15 protein-coding genes and 1 pseudogene are annotated in these 19100 nt (G+C 49.0%); 8 read left to right on the forward strand and 8 right to left on the reverse strand.

The features are described from left to right. Nucleotides 1-42 precede the first annotated feature (42 nt). Nucleotides 43-933: a polyphosphate kinase 2 gene (gene ppk2 / locus FT643_RS21665; protein WP_156873528.1), complete on the forward strand. Its 891-nt coding sequence runs from the start codon at nucleotides 43-45 to the stop codon at nucleotides 931-933. A gap of 103 nt (nucleotides 934-1036) precedes the next feature. On the opposite strand, the gene FT643_RS21670 is transcribed toward ppk2, so the two are convergent. Further along, nucleotides 1037-1990 (reverse strand): esterase/lipase family protein, encoded by a 954-nt coding sequence (locus tag FT643_RS21670; RefSeq protein ID WP_156873512.1) that lies wholly within the window; start codon nucleotides 1988-1990, stop codon nucleotides 1037-1039. 271 nt (nucleotides 1991-2261) lie between these two features. On the opposite strand from FT643_RS21670, the gene FT643_RS21675 reads away from it, so the two are divergent. Next, nucleotides 2262-3311, forward strand: coding sequence for a lipase secretion chaperone (locus FT643_RS21675; protein ID WP_156873513.1), 1050 nt, complete (start codon nucleotides 2262-2264; stop codon nucleotides 3309-3311). Here the strand turns inward: FT643_RS21675 and FT643_RS21680 are convergent. Then, nucleotides 3271-4023, reverse strand: coding sequence for an NUDIX hydrolase (locus tag FT643_RS21680; RefSeq protein ID WP_156873514.1), 753 nt, complete (start codon nucleotides 4021-4023; stop codon nucleotides 3271-3273). The two genes, FT643_RS21675 and FT643_RS21680, sit on opposite strands and share 41 nt — an antisense overlap. A 175-nt stretch (nucleotides 4024-4198) precedes the next feature. Between FT643_RS21680 and FT643_RS21685 the strand changes: the two genes are divergently transcribed. Next, nucleotides 4199-5233, forward strand: a complete 1035-nt coding sequence (locus FT643_RS21685; protein ID WP_156873515.1) for a bifunctional nicotinamide-nucleotide adenylyltransferase/Nudix hydroxylase — start codon at nucleotides 4199-4201, stop codon at nucleotides 5231-5233. A 69-nt stretch (nucleotides 5234-5302) separates the two neighbouring features. Continuing rightward, nucleotides 5303-6718, forward strand: a complete 1416-nt coding sequence (locus tag FT643_RS21690) for a nicotinate phosphoribosyltransferase (RefSeq protein WP_156873516.1) — start codon at nucleotides 5303-5305, stop codon at nucleotides 6716-6718. 78 nt (nucleotides 6719-6796) lie between these two features. On the opposite strand, the gene FT643_RS21695 is transcribed toward FT643_RS21690, so the two are convergent. From FT643_RS21695 to FT643_RS21710, 4 genes are all read right to left on the reverse strand, one after another. Then, on the reverse strand, nucleotides 6797-8539 hold the full coding sequence (locus FT643_RS21695) for an isocitrate/isopropylmalate family dehydrogenase (protein WP_317622098.1): 1743 nt from the start codon (nucleotides 8537-8539) through the stop codon (nucleotides 6797-6799). A 68-nt stretch (nucleotides 8540-8607) separates the two neighbouring features. Further along, nucleotides 8608-9066, reverse strand: a complete 459-nt coding sequence (locus FT643_RS21700) for an ATPase (protein WP_156873517.1) — start codon at nucleotides 9064-9066, stop codon at nucleotides 8608-8610. Between the two features lie 1054 nt (nucleotides 9067-10120). After that, complete coding sequence (locus FT643_RS21705) at nucleotides 10121-10537, reverse strand: VOC family protein (RefSeq protein WP_156873518.1); 417 nt, start codon at nucleotides 10535-10537, stop codon at nucleotides 10121-10123. Nucleotides 10538-10895: 358 nt separating this feature from the next. Next, nucleotides 10896-12050: a cytochrome-c peroxidase gene (locus FT643_RS21710; protein ID WP_232340382.1), complete on the reverse strand. Its 1155-nt coding sequence runs from the start codon at nucleotides 12048-12050 to the stop codon at nucleotides 10896-10898. 387 nt (nucleotides 12051-12437) lie between these two features. On the opposite strand from FT643_RS21710, the gene FT643_RS21715 reads away from it, so the two are divergent. The 4 genes from FT643_RS21715 to FT643_RS21730 are packed head-to-tail and all read left to right on the forward strand — an operon-like array spanning nucleotide 12438 to nucleotide 17655. After that, the gene (locus FT643_RS21715; RefSeq protein WP_156873519.1) at nucleotides 12438-13868 is read left to right on the forward strand and encodes an imelysin family protein; all 1431 of its coding nucleotides are present in this window, start codon (nucleotides 12438-12440) and stop codon (nucleotides 13866-13868) included. After that, the gene (locus FT643_RS21720) at nucleotides 13807-15381 is read left to right on the forward strand and encodes a di-heme oxidoreductase family protein (protein WP_198043789.1); all 1575 of its coding nucleotides are present in this window, start codon (nucleotides 13807-13809) and stop codon (nucleotides 15379-15381) included. Before FT643_RS21715 ends, FT643_RS21720 begins: the two co-directional genes overlap by 62 nt. Before the next feature lie 8 nt (nucleotides 15382-15389). Continuing rightward, nucleotides 15390-16556 (forward strand): DUF1513 domain-containing protein, encoded by a 1167-nt coding sequence (locus tag FT643_RS21725; RefSeq protein ID WP_156873521.1) that lies wholly within the window; start codon nucleotides 15390-15392, stop codon nucleotides 16554-16556. A gap of 22 nt (nucleotides 16557-16578) precedes the next feature. Then, on the forward strand, nucleotides 16579-17655 hold the full coding sequence (locus FT643_RS21730) for an imelysin family protein (protein WP_156873522.1): 1077 nt from the start codon (nucleotides 16579-16581) through the stop codon (nucleotides 17653-17655). Between the two features lie 53 nt (nucleotides 17656-17708). Here FT643_RS21730 and ypfJ read toward each other — a convergent pair whose 3' ends face one another. Further along, nucleotides 17709-18611 (reverse strand): KPN_02809 family neutral zinc metallopeptidase, encoded by a 903-nt coding sequence (ypfJ, locus tag FT643_RS21735; RefSeq protein WP_156873523.1) that lies wholly within the window; start codon nucleotides 18609-18611, stop codon nucleotides 17709-17711. A 96-nt stretch (nucleotides 18612-18707) separates the two neighbouring features. Then, nucleotides 18708-19100: pseudogene (locus FT643_RS21740) on the reverse strand (glutathione-disulfide reductase); the annotation flags it as partial.

Raw genomic sequence — 19100 nt, forward strand, 5'->3', positions numbered from 1 at the left:
CTTAGGGGAATTACCGTGAATGACATTGAGCATTTAGAAGGTATGGACTGGCTTGAAGCAGAGCTAGCAGAAACGTTTGACGAACATTTTGAACTGGAGCTTTCGGAACCGGCATTATCTCTGGAGTTACGTCGCATATATAAAGAGAAGCATCCGAACGCGATGGACGGAAAGTCGTATTTCAGAGCATTACTCGAATTGCAGTCCGAATTAATTAAATTACAAAGTTGGGTTGAGCATACTGGTGAAAAAATCGCAGTTATTTTTGAGGGTCGCGATTCTGCTGGTAAAGGAGGCGCGATCAAGCGCATAACACAAAGACTCAATCCAAGAACCTGTCGCGTCGTCGCGCTACCTAAACCTAACGATAGAGAGCGCACCCAGTGGTATTTTCAACGCTATGTTGCCCACCTGCCATCGAGCGGAGAGATCGTACTGTTTGACCGATCCTGGTACAACCGCTCCGGCGTAGAGCGGGTAATGGGGTTTGCGACCGAAACCCAGGTCGAAGAGTTTTTCCAGGACGTGCCGGAATTTGAACGGATGCTGGTACGCAGCGGAATCCGACTGATAAAATTCTGGTTTTCAATTACAGATGAGGAACAGCAGCTCCGCTTTCAGATGCGAATTCACGATCCGATGAAACAATGGAAACTAAGCCCCATGGATTTACAATCCCGTGTCCGCTGGGAGGACTACACAAAAGCAAAAGAAGAGACTTTTGCCCGAACTCATATACCAGAGGCACCCTGGTTTATAGTCGACGGCAACGATAAAAAGCGGGCCCGACTCAACTGTATCAGTCACCTGCTGAGCCTGGTGCCGTACGGTGAAGTGGAATATGAAAAAATTGCGCTACCGGAACGCGTTTTCCATGAAGATTACGAGCGGGATGACCTGCCCCCGGAACTCTTTGTACCACAACGCTATTAATTAACCGCAATAATACACCAGCGTCACACAAAAAAGAGATAGGAGCTGCCGGAGCATGAAAACACTCCGGCAGAATACCTGTGTCGACCGTGAAAGCCCGATGCTAAAGCCCCATATTTTTGAGGCGATTAGCGTGTTGACGATAAACAACCGGCGGATCAGTATCCTTGCTGCTATGCAGTCCAAACATCTGATCGACCGCATCCATGTGATTCATGTAATAGTCATCCCGTATTACCGTACCCAGATACGATGAACAGACCGGCACCAGTCCATCGTTGGGTTCGTCCATCATTTTCGCCGACGTCTGCATACCATAATCCGAAATATCCCAGAAGTGGGTTTTCACCTGATTACCTGTCCAGGAAAAATAATAGATGCCGTTGGCATCCACTGCATCACCCTGGCCACAATATTCAGCAGGCATGCCGGCAGGAAACTCGGCGTTGAAACTCAATGCTTTTTCCGTGGTGAGCGCCTCCAGCTCCAGGGCATAATCTTGTGGCAATGGATTCCCGGTCAATATATTTACCATTCTCCCCCAGATATTCATGATCGCCTCCATGGCCTTGGGGCCGCTGGCACCCGCCTCTAACTGCGCCAGCAATTGGTCCGCGACCGGTGTTCCCCAATTCACCCCGTTAACGCTGCTGACCGATGCAACATATTGTGGATAGATCCCCGCTACGTAGCGGGAGGTGGGACTACCGTGACTGTGACCGATCAAATTGACTTTCTCTGCACCAGAAGTCGCAAGTATCGTTTCGATCTGACGTGCGGCCTGTTCTCCCCTCAATTCAGTGGTATTAAAAGCCGACACCTGAAGTACGTATACATCTGCGCCGCCGCGGCGAAGATTACGCGGAATTCCATACCAGCCACTGACCGCTAACATCTGATCGAACATCGCCATTCCGTGAACCAGCACGATGGGGTATCGGGTTTGAGTATAGGTTTTATCTGATAGGGTGGCGTCTTTCGCGGCAAAAACGCTCCCGGTAAAACACGCCAGCAATAACACCGACGCAATAAATTGACGCGGTCCACAGGAATGCATAGGAAGTTTCCCCTTATTTCTTATAATTTTGTTAACTGTTTTTTGGGTTTTATTATGTTCAATAACTGAATAATCTTTCATCAGGCTATTTCTGATTTTGTCCCAACGAAACGAATCCAGTGCAACATGGCCTATTCTGCTTTATTATTGACCTATTAAGCTACTATTTATAAATCTATAGATTGAATAAACAGCACGATTCGCTATCAACGATGCAAATTTGATTGGTAATGTGGCATCGTATTGTTGATACAATCGGAATAACCTAAATATGCAAATAATAAAAAATAAAATCTCATTTGGTGCATTGACCGGACTCATTTGTTTATTGCTGCTTACGCTTGTTTCACTATTTAAGCATTATACAGCCCCTCCTCAAAACGATGTGCTAAAAAGTATACCCGCCAAAAGGGCTACCATCGCAGATACCGCCTTCGGGAAGGATATTGATCCACCCTCTGCTCTCGGTATCGCGATTGCTAAGGGGGCTTCCCTGGGCGACCTGCCCGAGTCACTTGCTGGCACCGACGTTGACGGCGAATTATCCATGGACGCACAGGGAAATTTGGTAATCAATCTGGGATTGCGCGGCGTCTTCGATTATTTTTTAGCAACCATTGGGGAAGAAGACCTACCGGAGATTCGCGCCAGGATTGCCTATTATCTGAAACAGCACTTGTCTCCTGCTGCAACCAAACAAGCCTGGGAGGTCCTCAACGCTTATATGGATTACAAATTGGAATTGGATAACAAGGAGCAGCACGACGGGAGCTATGCGGGAATGCGGGATAGTCTTGCGATGCAGCGCGCACTGCGCATTTCGATTTTGGGGCCGTCGCTGGCGACCGCTTTTTATCAGGCTGAAGACGAATATTCCGAATTCGCGATGCATCAGGCAGAAATTGCAGCGGACCCCTCACTGACCGCGCAGGAAAAACAACAGCTCGCCGATAGCTTGTTGGAGGGCATATCACAAACCAACCGCCACCTCATCCAACCAGACAAGCAGCCATTACAGGTTGAGAGAAACATAGAACAATGGCGAGAACAGGGTATGACTGATACTCAAATATTCGAATACAGGGAACAACAACTCGGAGCCGATGCTGCGGGCAGATTAGCTGCACTCGACCAGCAGCGAGACCGCTGGCAAAAACGTTACACCGACTATCGCCAACAAACGGCCGACATCAGGAACAGTGGTTTATCGGGCACCGACCAGTCCGCAGCGATTGAGCAATTGAGACGACAGCGGTTCGAACCCGGCGAGCTTAAACGGGTTAGCGTTCTTGACCGGATGGCTGGCGAGCACCTTCAATAACCCGCGGAAAGGTATAATCATGGCCCCCCTTTTTTGCACTATACAGTTTCGCCGGACGGTTGCTCCCGGTTTTTAGATTACCGGTTTCGGCAAGCAGATCCGCATCCAGTATGCGGCGACGGAATGATTTCTTTTCCAGCGTGTGCCCCAAAATAATTTCAAAAACCCGCTGCAACTCAGTTAGCGTGAACTCGTTCGGCATCAGGTTAATCGCTATGGACGTATAAAGCGTCTTATTGCTTAGCCGGTCAGTACACACAGCCAGAATCTCGTTATGATCGAACGCCAGGCAATGTGACGTTTGCACTTCGTCGACCGGAACCCACTTCGCGAAGTCATCACTCAGGCCTGTATTAATCTCATCCCAATCGAGTAAAGCGTAGTAGGCCACTGTCACCGACCAGCCCCGGGGATCACGCTGGGCTCCACTGAAGGTAGCCACCTGCTCAAGATACGGAGCCGATACACCGGTTTTTATTTTTAATTTACGCTTGGCGGTATCGGCCAGATCACGGTCCTTCACCAAATCAACAAACCCGCCGGGAAGCGCCCACATGCCCCTGAAAGGATGCTCAGGCCGACTCGTGAGAAGAACCTGTAACTTATTGTCTTTGATAGAATATATAATTACGTCTACGGTCGTAATGGGCATACTGAATTGCTTAACATCGTACTCCCGAAGGAACTGTTCTTCACTTTTTGTAGCCATCATCCCACTCTCGCCTGCTTCGGTTAGAAACTGATAGTGGCACTATACCACTATTGTTCGAACTGCTCGTTGACAGTGATAGTGGCTCTATGACACTATGGCTGTCAACGAGCGGCGCCGGACAGACCGGCTCTGATATCCCTCTGCCTCCGGGCACTTCAGCAAGGAGTTTGCTGACATGAATAACACACCCTACGACTTTTTGGTTTTTATCGGTCGTTTCCAACCGTTTCACAAAGGTCACTTATCCGTGATTGAAGCGGGTCTGAAACAAGCTAAACAACTCATTATTTTATGTGGCTCTGCCCACCAACCGCGTTCCGCCCGTAACCCCTGGAGCCCCCCAGAGCGGGAAGCCATGATCCGCGGCGCCCTCAGTGCAGGCGATAACAAAAGAGTGCACATTGCCCCGCTGATGGACAGCGTATACAACGATGAATCATGGGTCCGCAATGTTCAGACTACCGTGAATGGTATTGTCACTGCTCAATATTCCACACCCCACCTAGCACCCAAAATCGGTCTAATCGGGCACAGCAAAGATCAGAGTTCATACTATCTGAATTTATTTCCCCAATGGGGCGCCGTTGCAGTCGACAGTTACAAAAATATCTCGGCAACCCCCATCCGCGAATCTGTGTTCCATTCGGACGCGCAACAATTGCAAAACGTACCACCCAACGTGCGCGGATTTCTGCAGGAGTTTTGCGCTAGCGGAGTCTATATGGCATTACGGGATGAATACCGGTTTATCAGCACCTATAAACAGGCCTGGGCTAACGCTCCCTACCCACCGACCTTCGTCACCGTCGATGCGATTGTGGTGCAAAGCGGGCACGTCTTAATGGTGGAACGCAAAGCACGACCGGGAAAAGGACTGTGGGCACTGCCCGGCGGGTTTGTTAATCAGGGCGAGAAATTATTACAAGCCTGTCTGCGGGAGTTACGTGAAGAAACTCGCCTGAAAGTGCCCGAACCGGTATTAAAAGGTTCGATCCAAGCACAACAGGTATTCGACGATCCACATCGCTCCTCCCGCGGCCGGACCATCACCCATGCTTTTTATATGGAACTGCAGCCAAACAATGAATTACCCAAGGTTAAGGGAGGTGACGATGCAACCCATGCGAAGTGGGTGCCATTAGCGGAATTGAATCCGACCAGCATATTTGAAGACCACTATTTCATCATACAGAACATGACCGGCATGTGAGTTGCCGGCTCATCAACCGGGGGATGGGATAGACCCAACCCTATTATCAATGATCGGAGGATTTCCATCATGAGTACGATTGCTAAACGAAACATTATTCTGAATGTCGATTCCTACAAGGCATCCCACTTTTTGCAATACCCCCCGCAAACCAACGTGGTTTCCAGTTACATCGAATCCCGGGGCGGAATCTATCCGCAAACGGTATTCTTTGGATTACAGATGTTCGTTAAAGAGTATCTAACCCAACCCATCACCTGCGAGGATATCGACGAAGCCCGCGAGATATTCGAGATCCACGGCGTTCCCTTTAATGATAGTGGTTGGCGATATATCCTCGAGCGACACAACGGTTATCTGCCTATCGAAATTGAAGCCGTCGCGGAGGGCACCGTGCTGCCGGTACAAAATGCATTGGTTCAGGTTAAAAATACTGACCCTAAGTGTGCCTGGCTAACAAGCTATATGGAAACGGCGCTGTTAAGGGCCATCTGGTACCCGACTACCGTCGCAACGCTTTCCTGGAGCTGCCGCCAGATAATCCGGCGATTCCTGGAGTCAACCGCCGACAATAGCGAATCAATCGATTTCAAACTGCATGACTTCGGTGCAAGGGGCGCCACTTCCGAAGAATCCGCTGCCATCGGAGGAGCTGCCCATCTGGTTAACTTCCAAGGCACCGATACCATGAGCGCCATACTGGCGACACGCCGCTATTACGATGCGCCTATGGCAGGCTTTTCAATCCCCGCAGCTGAACACAGCACGATCACCTCCTGGGGACGTGATAATGAGGCTCTCGCTTATGCCAACATGCTGGAACAATTTTCTGGCCCGGGTAAACTGGTGGCCGTGGTGAGCGATTCATACGACCTTTTCAACGCCATCGATAATATCTGGGGCGAAGAGTTAAAAGCAAAAGTGGAAGCCAATGGCGGTACACTTGTGATTCGCCCTGATAGCGGTGATCCTGTGTCAATCGTAACGCAAACCATTGAGCGACTGATGCAACGGTTCGGTTATGAGGAAAACCGCAAGGGCTTTAAGGTATTACCCCCGTTTATCCGGGTCATTCAAGGTGATGGGGTGTCCACCATGACCATCGAAGCAATACTGGCCGCGATGAAACAAAGAAAGCAAAGTTCCGACAATATTGCCTTCGGAATGGGAGGTGAATTACTGCAAAAAGTAAATCGCGATACCCTCAAGTTTGCGATGAAAGCCTCCGCTGCTGAAGTAGGTGGAAGCTGGCGCGACGTGTACAAGGATCCGGTGACGGACAAGGGCAAGCGATCCAAAAAAGGGGTGTTAGCGGTCATAAAGGACAATGACGGTACTATTAAAACAATCCCTCACCAGGATTTAGGGCAACGCCCCAACTTGTTAACGCCCGTGTTCCGAAATGGAAGGTTACTGCGAAATCAAACATTCGAAGACATCAGAGCGCGAGCCAGACTTACGGATTACCCAACTGCTGTTGAATAATCCGTACGCGACAGAACAAAAAGAGGCCCTGAAAATCAGGGCCTCTTTTTGTTCTGTCGCTACTGGGAAACCAATCTTTTAATTTTCCCGATCAAGATTCTTTTCTATTGCATCCAGAAAACCGTACATATCAACAATCGTTTCAGACGCCGGATCATTTGTTTTTCCTTTCAGATCAGCGGTAATAACACCCTGGGCAACCGTGTCGATCAACGCGGTTTTTAACGCTTCCGAATATTCTGTCAAGTCCGGATTTTGCTCTTTAACTCCTAATAACTCCAGCGCATTTGCGACAGCGAAGAGCAACGCGGATGGATTAAAAAGAGCCACTTTGCCTTCAGACTCCAGATACTTTAGATAGAGGTCGTGTGCCGTGCCATGAGGAGCCTCATAGAGCATCGTGCCGTCTTTGCTTTCGATCATCGAACTGGCTGTCGCCAGACTGCCACCTAAGGCCGCCGATATATCCGAAAAGATATCCCCGTCCAGATTCAGTGAAGGATAGATACCTTTGCGTGGGGGGTCTGTTATCATTTTCTTTAATTGGCTAGATGGCCGCATAATCATAAAAGAAGGCGGTTGAAAATTATCTGCTACCAATTCCTGCCTGACCTCATTAATAACGGTACTGAATACATCATCGTATTCCATGTATTCCCGCTTCAGGCCGAAATAGATTTCTTTGTCATTCCTTGCAGCATCTCTGAAAACCTGACTTACCCAATCTTTGATTGCGCCTCTATGATTGGCCATAAAAATAACCGGATCGCCTTTCTTCAGCTCCCGGGCATGCATTTCCTTGCCATCCAGAATTATTTTAACCAGCCCATCTTCTTCGACCGGCATATTAAAACTGCCATATTGATCCCCGCCTCCGGCGCTCATACGCGATATCGACACGCTGAAACGACGATCAGGAATACCGTACTTTTTCAGTGCCTTAACCAACTTGAATAACTTTCTGCCTGACGTGTTTTCCGGCACACCCCAAAGCGCCCGCTCCGGTGGATTGGAAACAATACGTGCAGCCTGAGCGTCAATCAGTTCATAAAAATAGCTGATACCCGCTTTTTCAAATTCTTTTTTATATTCAGCTTCAAATATGGCTTCTATCGTCTCCCGCATAACACCGTCATAACCGGGTATTACGGTGTCTTTGAGGCCCAGATACGCGTCTCGTTTCTCTTCTATCGCTCGTTTGAAAAAGTTATGTGCCCAGCGCTTTACTTCTTCATTATCGTTAGATGCCAATAACCAGGGGTCGCCTTTATAGATTTTGCGCCGATGCAGTTCTATTGGATCCCCGCTTGCGCCGACAAAAACGAGTTTGATTATGCCTGTGTCCTTGGATATTTCGTTGTGGCTATGTTTATTGCCACCGGTATCCATGGTATCGACGTCAATATCACGACCGATCCAATCCGGTGTTAGCCTTTTAAGATTACGAAACGGGATATCCTCGCGGGTTATATTGCCTCCAATGCCCTTGCGGATAGCGCCGTTAGGCGACTTTGTTGCCAACGGATCCAATTGACTTTTCGTTAGGTGAGAATTCTTCGATAAAAGCTCATCAAGTTGAGCCTTGTTGACTGTCATGCCTGCATTTTTGATTCCGACTCCGTATTCAATAAGTGCAGCGATCGCGTCCTTTACGACGGCACCGTTGGTGCTAAGACGATTTTCAGCAGATAAATCCATCTCGATAAGCTTAATATCGAGGCGTTTGGTTACGAAGGTATCGATTACCCTCTCAAATGAAACCTGAGCCATTTCGTCGCCGTGCAAAATGACCAGTGGTTTACTTACTTTTATTCTTTTCACCTCAATTACTCCCCATGAACCCGTTTAAAGAAAAAGACACCTGCTGCTGCCATCCCGTCTTCAGGCCGTTAAATGTCCTGTAGCCTGTTTGCACCTTGCATCATTTGCATTGCCTCGTGCTGTTCCAATTCCAGCAATGCGCCAAGCAACGATTTTGTTTCCGGAAAATTGGCTCTGGAATACAAATAACGATAAAGCTCTATAATCTGGTTATGCTGATCTGTCACTATATCCATAATCTGAGCTGGATTTAGATTACTGAAGGACTCATCAAAATGAATGCGCTGCACGAGCTGGTGTTTTTCCAGATACTCATAACACCAGGTATTTAATGATTTACCTTCGGCGGTGCGCTCTGATTCATGCACTGTTCTTGCCAAGCTGGCTTCATGCTTTGACAAATAATCCAGCAGTAATCTGGCACGTTCACTCTCATTATTGCCAGAGCTATGGTCTAATCGATCCGCCAGCGACTGGTGGTAATCTGAAGTCCATTTCAATACATCATCTAGGGTTTCAACCTGCATAACGCTTCTCCTGTGTGATTAATGCCCGAACAGGCCAAGCCGACAACATTCGTCCACGCAGCCCGATACAATACCTTCCCTGTTGTGAGCAATAATAGCTCACAAAGTTCATAGGGTTAGCGCAAACACACAATTCCTGAACAGCCCCGAAGCCCAGTAATAAACATCATTTACAAGATAGTGGAATGTTTCGACACCGCTGGTTCATCTTAGTCGAACCAGAAAAGGAAATCATATAGGCAGGGTTGGATAGGAAAGATTACGGGCAAAGTCTCAGTGAAATAATGGGTTTTTAAATACCAAATGTACATCGTCGCCGACTCGCTCTCGTTTCGATGCGTCAAAAGTGAGCACCTGAAATCAAAGAAGTCAGCCAATGCTCTATATCCGGCCGTTGCCACTTAACTTATGTTGCAGGCCCTATTCCCTCCAATCCGATCAAATCTCCTCTCTAAGAGGTGCGAAAAACCATTTTGAATCGATTTGAAGGCCTTTCGCTGGCAAAAAGGGTAGCTAACCCCTCTTAATTGACGTTACGTTCGTCCTGGGCAAGCGCTTTACGAATCATTGTTTGAGCACTGACTGGCACTCGGTTATAGGTGGTCTCAAAGCTGTGTGCCACACTGAAACCATACCGTTGATATAAGCGCTTAGCTGGCTGATTACTGCTTGCGACGTTAAGACACGGTTCGCCTTGAACCTTTGAGAATAAAAATTTGCAAGCGGTAGAAGTGTAAAAGTCTTATCTTCAAATTTGAGCTCATCCAGTTTAGAGCGACCATAAATATCTAAAATCGCGGCAAGATCGACCTCGGTATAGCCTCTGATTCTCATTCTTTACCTAACATTTAATTCAGCGGCAACCGGTAACGGTTATTCCCCGGAGTATTTAGCCACAAGCATTTCTCTGGCACCTTTTTGGAACTGATACTTAACTGGCACTTTTGACACACCTGTATTCTATTTCTCCAGCTCGCCACACACAGCGTCTAAATAAGGGGACAGCCATATTGTCAAGCATGGCTTGCTCCTGCCCCCATGCTGCTATGTCTTTTTACTCGACCCACTGGGGATTAAAGACAACCTCCCATAAATGACCATCAGGATCTTGAAAGTAGCCTGAATAACCACCCCAGAATGTATCGTGTGCTTGCTTTACAATGACCGCACCAGCGGATTCTGCTTTCGCTAAAACCAGGTCTACTTCGTGTTTAGTTGAGACATTGTGACCAAGGGTCATTTCCGTGGCGCTCGGGGAAGACAGTTTTAAACCTGTATCATTGGCGATACTTTTACGAGGCCAAAGTGCAAGGCGCAAACCAGCCTGGAGCTGAATAAAAACGACTGCACCAAACTCGAACTCCTTACCAATAATTCCCTCTGTTTCAAAGCCCAAACCTTCTCTATAAAAGGATAATGACTTTTCAAGATCGTCAACACCTAACGTTATTACAGTAATTTGCGGATTCATAGATTCTCCATTTCTACGCTCAGCGTCCGGCGCTCCAAGCATTTTCTAAGGGCGGCTATAATGCGTGTCTTTGCACAATAAATTACAGTGGGAATTTGCCATTTGTGGCCGCTTGCGTTAACCCAATATTATAACAAACCGCAGTGCATGAACTATAGGGAAGACCCGATTGGAAATATCTTAGACGTTTACAGCCACAGGTACCCGCTAGTTTATACCGAAGGCGCAATTTGAAAAGAACAAGGCTCGGCATTTATGTTCCATCCGAGCCCTGATTATAAGGAGCTGGCACCGGTGCGATGCGAAGGGCTGAAAATTCGATAGAAAATCGATGAGGTGGCTAAGCACCTCGACTACTTTATTCTCTGCAATCAACACCATTATTTTCAATCAAATGCTCATATCGAGCATCCGTTAACGTACGTAGAAAACACACCAAACCTTCGATATCGGCTGCACTGAGTTTGGGCCCATCCGCTAATTCGCGGGTGCTGACCGTGGAGGGAACTTCCGGGTCACGCCAGGCTAACCCTGTCTCAGGGTTCAACACGTGATCCGAATTCGAGAGGAAGTGATCGTAAAATTCAATGACCGTCTTAAGTTCCCGAAAAACGCCATTATGCATATAGGGTGCAGTTACAGCGACATTACGTAGCGTCGGCACCTTAAACTTACCTCGGTGTTCAGTACCCGTAATACCGGGATTATCCAATAGCCCCTGATCTACGAATCCCGTAGGCATGCCGTTAAGGGCGCGCACATCCTGATTTTCAGGAACGCCTATATTATGATATTCAAAATTAGTAAACAGTTCTTGCTTGTGCCCATTTGGGTGTAGCTGGTGGCAGGTCGCGCAGTTCGTAAATTGCTGGGAAAAAAACAGGGATTTACCCAAAGCAGCCTTCGATAACGGATCATATGAATATTCTCCTCGTAACGAGCGATCGTATTTGGAATCAAATGCAGCAAACTGGTCACCTTGTTCGAACACCGCAATACTTTCCGTCATTGCCGCATAGGCAGCTTCAACGTCATCAAAAATGTCATGGCTATAGAGACGCTGAAAGGCTTCTACATAGCCCTGATTTTCCTGTAAACGAAGCACCACACTGGCTTTATCCATCATTCCCATTTCTACCGGATTCAGGATCGGGACAGCGGCTTGATCCGCTAGAGTGTTGGCCCGCCCGTCCAGGAACTGACCTCCGACAAATCCACTGTAATCAGGCTGCTGACTATTAAAGCGCGCATGGGTTTCGGAAGAGAACGCCGGCGTAAACCGTGCATAGGTAACCGTCGGTGAGTTCCGATCCCCTATGGAGATGCCATCGTCACCCAAAGACACCGCACTGACGCTGCCGTCTGCACCGGGGCGGTCATCAATAAAAGCCACCGCAGGGTTATGACACGTGGCGCACGATTGGCTTCTGCTGGCCGACAAATTGGTATCAGCGAACAGTTTTTCACCTAATGCAGCTTTGGTTTCAAATTCAGGAGCAACAACGGGTGTCATCGGTACCACCGCTCCGGAACCCCCACCACCACACGAAAGCATGCAGCCGGTTAAAAATATCAAAACCAGATCATTGTAATTACGACGTTTTGCGCGTCGAACCGGCCTACTACTCAAGCCCAATTTCGTTCACCTCTCTCAACAACTTGAGCTTACGCTCCCCGTGCCCCGACAAGCGGCCACTTTAGCATAAGCCGAAAGACTTGGTAAAAGAACGCTTACACAAACCTAATTGCTAATTGTTCTTGTTTTCATTATTCTTCGCTCCCAAATATAAGCACTAACACCTTTAATAAGCTTGTCAGTAGACGCCTTCGTTTCACCGGCGCTACCCGTAATTACTTACGCATTCAAACCGATATATTTATGCTTCTGTAGGAGTTCAGCATGAAAAGGACACAGATTGCCACCAGCATCGCACTGATTAGTTTTCTAGGCGCTTGTGGGGGCGGCGGCGGCTCAACACCCGTTACGGTGACACCGGATTCCGATCCTTCCGGCATTAACATGACCAATGCAGCAAAGGTTCTTCAAACCAATGCTGACATCGCCCTGGCTGCTTACAGTGATGCAGTCGATACCGCGGTTACATTGCAAACTGCCATCGCGACCTTTAAAGCCGATCCGACACAAGCGAATCTTGATGCTGCAAAGCGCGCCTGGCTGGTTGCCCGCGAGCCCTATGGGCAAACCGAAGTCTATCGTTTCCGATTGAGCCCTATCGACTCAACGGACTACGCCAGTGAAGATGGACCGGAGGGTGACATTAATGCCTGGCCATTGGGCGAAGCCCTAATCGATTATGTTACAGAGGGCACTGACTTTGGTGCTGACCAAGTGGGCGTGACAGATCAAAGCACGGGAGTAAATTACCCGACAGAAAATATCATTAATTCATCGGTCACGATTAATGAAGCGTTGATCAGCAACACGGCAACAGCCGACGACGAGCATGACGTAATTGCCGGCTATCACGCGATTGAATTTATGCTCTGGGGGCAAGATCTGAACCTTGACAGCAGCGCCGACACTGAAACCAGTCGTGAGATGTCCACCTCAGGTGATGTACTGGATTCCGGTGGCCACCGCCCACTCACTGACTTCACTTCTGACACTTACGCCGCGCGCCGTTTTCAGTATCTTGAAGTGGTCGCTGCCAAACTGGTGGCAGACCTAACCGGCGTTAGAGATAGCTGGGCTGATGGCGCGGCGTATCGCTCCGCATTCACGACCATCGCGACAGAAGAAGATGCATTACAGAAGTTCGAAGAAATACTGACCGGAATGGGCACACTCTCTGAAGGCGAACTGGCAGGAGAACGCATGCAAATCGCATTCAGCTCTAATTCTCAGGAAGACGAGCATTCCTGCTTTTCGGACAATACCCACCGCGATGTCTGGCTTAACGCTGAAGGTGTGTCCAATAGTTATTTCGGCGTCTATGCAGGATACGACAGTACGCTGGACGGCATGGATGACAGCATTGGCCGGGCAATAGATGGCTACGGTTTCGACGACTACCTTGCGGACGCAGGGTTAGACAGCACTGCGGCTACAGTAGAAGCGGCGTTGGCCGAGTCGAAAATGAATTACGAAGCTATCGACCGCGCGGCAAGGGTCGACGGCAACCCTTTTGATGTACTAATCATGCCGGTCAATCGCAACGAAACTAACCCTGTCTACAAAACCATTTTGTCGTTGAATGCTCAGGCATCCACTATTGCCGATCTGGCTACAGAACTGGGCGTTTCTGCGAATGTTGTCGATGACGATGCCTCTGGTTGCGATACGACTCAGCCCGACTCAACCTGCGACTAACATGCCGCTGTCGGCTCGACCTGAGTACTTCAGCCATACCAACAAGCCGGGTAAATCCCGGCTTGTTTTCGTTTATTTCGTGTTTTTTCTCTGGTTAAGCGGCTGTAATCACGAAGCCATCGCTAAGATGCCAGTGCCACCTATTGACCCCGCTGAAATTTTGCCGGGAGGAAACACCAGCGTTTCCATAACCCCCTTTGCCAGCTTCGAAAAGCCCGCACAAAACTTACCACATGATCAAAAACCGGATTTCCATGCAGGCAAAGCCTTGGCGAACCAGCCCTGGATTAAAGCCCCGACGTCGACCACCTCCCGAGATGGTTTGGGCCCAGTGTATAACGCCCGCACCTGTCTGGCGTGTCACATAAATGGAGGCAAAGGTGCCGTTCCGGATAACAATCAACAACGGCTTTTCAGTGCATTTTTACGTATCAGTGTACCGGGTACAAACTCAACCCTGGGTGTCCAACCCGAACCCACCTATGGTGATCAACTACAAACCCAATCCGTATCTCTCGCCCATCAGCTTGGTCAGATTACAGAGGAGAATTCGCAATCAAACGGCGTTAAGCCCGAAGCGTATGTCTACCTTAATTGGGTTGAAAGCAGCTTTACTTATTCGGACAACCACACCGTAACGTTGCGCTACCCGGAACCGGAAATCCGTCAGTTGCAATACGGCCCGCTGCAGAAAAACACCCTTTTTAGTCTGAGAGTTGCACCCGCTATACCGGGTATGGGGTTAATTGAATTGATCGAGCAATCCGATATCGAAAAGCTCGCTGACCCCCATGACCGCAATCAAGATGGTATTTCCGGCCGGATTAATCGGGTCTGGGATGCACGTAGCCAGAAAACAGTGCCAGGACGATTCGGTATGAAAGCGAATAGACCGGATGTAGCCATGGTTGTGGCTGCGGCATTCGCCAATGATGTGGGCATCAGCAACAGATTGTTTCCAGATCAGCCTTGCACAACCAAGCAAACCCGCTGCCTGGACGAACCCAGCGGAAATGACGATACCGGCATTGAAATAGCAGATCCGTTATTCGGTTTGGTGGTAGGTTTTACGCAGAACCTGGCCGTGCCTGTACGCAGGAATGCCGACGATAAATGGGTTCAGCAAGGCCGCAGTCTTTTCTATGAAACCGGCTGTTCCGGCTGCCATCATCCGCGGTACGTAACCGGACGCAGCACTAAAAATCCGCACCTGTCAGAACAAACGATCTGGCCTTATAGTGATTTTTTATTACATGATATGGGCCCCGGTCTGGCTGATGGACGGCCGGATTTTGAGGCCAGCGGCAATGAGTGGCGCACCCCGCCTCTGTGGGGAATCGGCTTGACCAAAGCCGTCAATGGCAATGCCAATTTGCTACACGACGGCAGAGCGCGCTCGGTTGAAGAAGCCATCCTCTGGCACGGCGGTGAAGCTGGGCCCGCACAACAGGCCTTCATCGATTTACCTGAGCAGCAGCGTGAATTATTAATTCAATTTGTCGAATCATTATAGGGGGACACGTGAAACGTATTGAAATCAATCGTCGTCAATTTCTAGCCACCTTAGCAGCTGCGGGGCTTTCACCCCTTTGCATTGCCACCCCCTTCGGCGCAGGCGAAAAACCCAGTGCTTCAGCCACTGAAATGTGGGTTTCTGCACAAGGGAACAGCAGTGACAAATACAGTCTGGGCTGGGTAGATGCAGATGCTCGCCCCAAGTCCACCTCCGGTCGCATATTAAGTGGCTATCGCGGACATGGACTAGCATATCACCCGACCAAACCGAACAAGGTCGTCATGTTTTCAAGACGGCCGGGCCGGGTCGGAATGGAACTGGATGTTTTGACAGGCAAGATTGAACACCGGTTTTATTCGACAGAAGGCAGACACCAGAGCGGTCACGGCTGCTTCAGCTCCGACGGGGCTGTGTTATTCGTCTGTGAAACCCTTTCCAGCAGTGGTAAAGGTAACATCAGCGTGCTGGATGCAAAAACGTACCAGTGCCTTAACCAATTTGATAGCTACGGTATTGGCCCCCATGAAATCAAACTTATGCCGGACAACAGGACTTTGGTAATTGCCAATGGCGGTCTGCATCAAAGCCCGAAAAGCGGACAGGGAATATTAAATCTTGAAAGCATGGAGTCCAACCTGAGCTACGTCGATAGTGTTTCCGGTGAACTCATTAGCAAGCACCGGGTTACTGAGCCGAAAGCAAGCATCCGGCATCTTGATGTTGCCGACGACGGCACCGTCGCATTGGCAATGCAAGTTCAGCGGGCTGCCATGTCAAGTAATCGTGTTGTGCCGTTGGGAGCGGTGCATAAGCAAGGCAAACCGATTGAGTTACTGGCCGAACCGAATATGTTGATCGCGCAAATGCACGATTACATGGGCAGTGTTGCTATCAATTCAACATTTCGTATCGCTGGTTTTAGCAGCCCCAGAGGGAATGTCACCGCATTTTGGCATTTAGATAGCCATCAATTATTGGGCTATCACGCCTTTCACGATGTTTGCGGCCTGGCCGTCACCCAGGATCAGCAACGCTTTGTGTTGTCCAATTCTTTTGGCCAGCTACGCCAGCTAAACGCACATAATTTACAGGAACAGGTAAGGCAGCGATTGCAATTTCCTGACATGCAATGGGATAACCATTTATCGGTCATACCAACGCGCAAAGCTTAACGACGACCAACCAGGTGAAAAAATGAAACACGTATTTTCTGCAGCTCTAATCTTTGCTTTTCTAATACTCAGTGCTTGCGGAGGCTCCAAATCGAACACTCCGTTAGTAGTTAACCAGGATACCATTAGTAATGCCCTGCGGCTGGCCGTAGACAACTCCATACTGGTGGCGGTAACCGGTTTCGAAGCTCAGGCATCGGGCCTATCAACAAAGGCTGCAACTTTTTGCGAAGCACCCGCCACCGCAACATTGTCCGCAGCGCAGCAACAATGGGCATTGCTGGTGGAACAGTGGTATAGGCTGGAGGCTTACAAATTCGGCCCGCTGGATGATGATATCGTGTTCCCCGCCTATAACTATATTGATTCTTACCGGCTTCGCGGAACAGATTATACTGCCACCGTGCGAACGGAAATCAAAGCCATGATGAATAGTAGCGAAAGCCTGACAGAAGCGTATTTTGACAATAAGAACTTTAACCAAGTCGGCTTGCTCGCCCTTGAAGTGACACTTTTCGAAACCGCGGACACCCAAAGTCAGCAGCCAACTGACATACTCAATGAATTCACATCAGCGCCACGCAAGTGCGAAATACTGAAAGGGCTTTCACTGCAATTGTTAAAACGCGCGCGCTATGTCGAGGAAGGCTGGAACCAGCAACACAAGAATTCCGACGAACCCTATCGTGAACTATTTCTAAGCAATCGTCTGGATGATGGAGCAGAGCCGTTGACGCAACTCCTGGCATCAATACAGGAACATCTTGATTATCTGCAGCAACGTAATGTAGTCACGAATACATCCAGGATTTCGGGCCATGCGTGGCGGGCGGTAACGGCTTCCATTGACGAAATTGAATCCTTACTGAAGGGGGACGACGACGCCGAAACCAGCTTTTTTAAACTAATGCGAAAGTCTGGATTCGCAACGTCTGTCGACACTGTCGAAGCCAATATTCAAATGGCAAGAGACAGCATTACTCTGCAGGATCCGGTTCAGTTTGAAATCGCGGTTGCGCAACTGGACGGAAATTTTAAACGCGAAATACCCAATGGCCTGGAAGTTGAATTGGGTATCAATTTTACTGACGGCGATTAATTTCAAGCATGGCAAATACCAGTTTCAAGCCACGCTATCCGGGCCATCCTGACTTAGAGCGCATTAGCAGCAAATGTATCACAAGCAGCTAATGTGCCTAACTGGAAACCCTGCCGGAACCAACGCGATCGCTGCTTTGCGGAACCATGAGTAAAGGATTCAGGCACGACATAACCCTGCCCTTGCTTTTGCAGCGTATCATCACCGATCTGGCTGGCTGCGTTGAGGGCTTCGTCAATATCGCCTTCTTCAAGAATATTACGCGCTGTATTGGCTTTGTTTGCCCAAAGCCCGGCAAAGCAATCCGCTTGTAACTCCATCCTGACCTGCAACTGATTCGCCTGCGCTTTGCTCACCGATTTCTGCTTCTGGCGAACCTGAGCGGAAACACCCAATAGAGTTTGTACGTGGTGCCCAACTTCATGGGCAATAACGTAGGCTTGTGCAAAATCTCCCGGCGCGTTATGCCGCTGTTTCAAATCCTGGTAAAAGCTTAAATCGATATACACTTTTTGGTCACCGGGGCAGTAAAATGGCCCCATCGCCGCCTGTGCGTGACCGCATGCTGAATTGACCGAGCCTGAAAACAGTACCAGTGTAGGATCACGATATTGCATGCCCTGCTCCTGGAAAAGGACTTTCCAGGTATCTTCCGTATCCGCCAGCACCACCGACACGAAATCAGCAAGTTTTTGCTGCTCCGCTGTAACCGGCCTTGACGGGGCCGCAGATTGGGAGGTCACTTGTCCGTTACCTGTGAGCAACCCCAATACCATTAACGGATCGACACCGAAAAACATTCCAATCACCGCAATACCGGCAATAATCAGCCCTGTTTTTGTTCCCAAGAGCCGAAATAACCCGACCGGAATGCCGCCCCCGCCCGCACCTCGTGACGCAGTACGTCCGCGGGCATCTTCAATATTTTGACTTCGTCTACCTGCTTTCCAGCGCATACCCACGCCTCCCCGACAATAACGTTCGATTCATAACGATTTCTGGGATTTTCACCCATCAAATGTGCCTTCATAAAAAAGTAAATTCAGCACGAACTATTCAGGCTCGGCGGTTCGCATCGTCACAAATTCTTCCGCGGTGGTCGGATGGATACCAATCGTTTGGTCAAACTGAGCTTTGGTCGCGCCCATGTTTACCGCGATACCGATACCCTGAATAATTTCCCCTGCTTCCGGACCCACCATATGTGCACCCAAAACGATGTCAGTTTTCGCATCGACAACCAGCTTCATAAAGCTTTTTTCTTTCTGCTCTTTAAAGCTGTATTTCATCGGTGCAAATTCCGATTTGAATATTTTCAGCTTATATCCCTGCTCCCTGGCCTGATCTTCGCTTAGCCCTACAGTACCAATACTTGGCTGGGTAAAGACCGCTGTCGGTATATTGTCGTAATTCAGCGGAGCTGCCCCCTCACCGAAAAAATGTTT

The organism is Ketobacter sp. MCCC 1A13808 (assembly GCF_009746715.1).
Lineage (GTDB): Bacteria > Pseudomonadota > Gammaproteobacteria > Pseudomonadales > Ketobacteraceae > Ketobacter.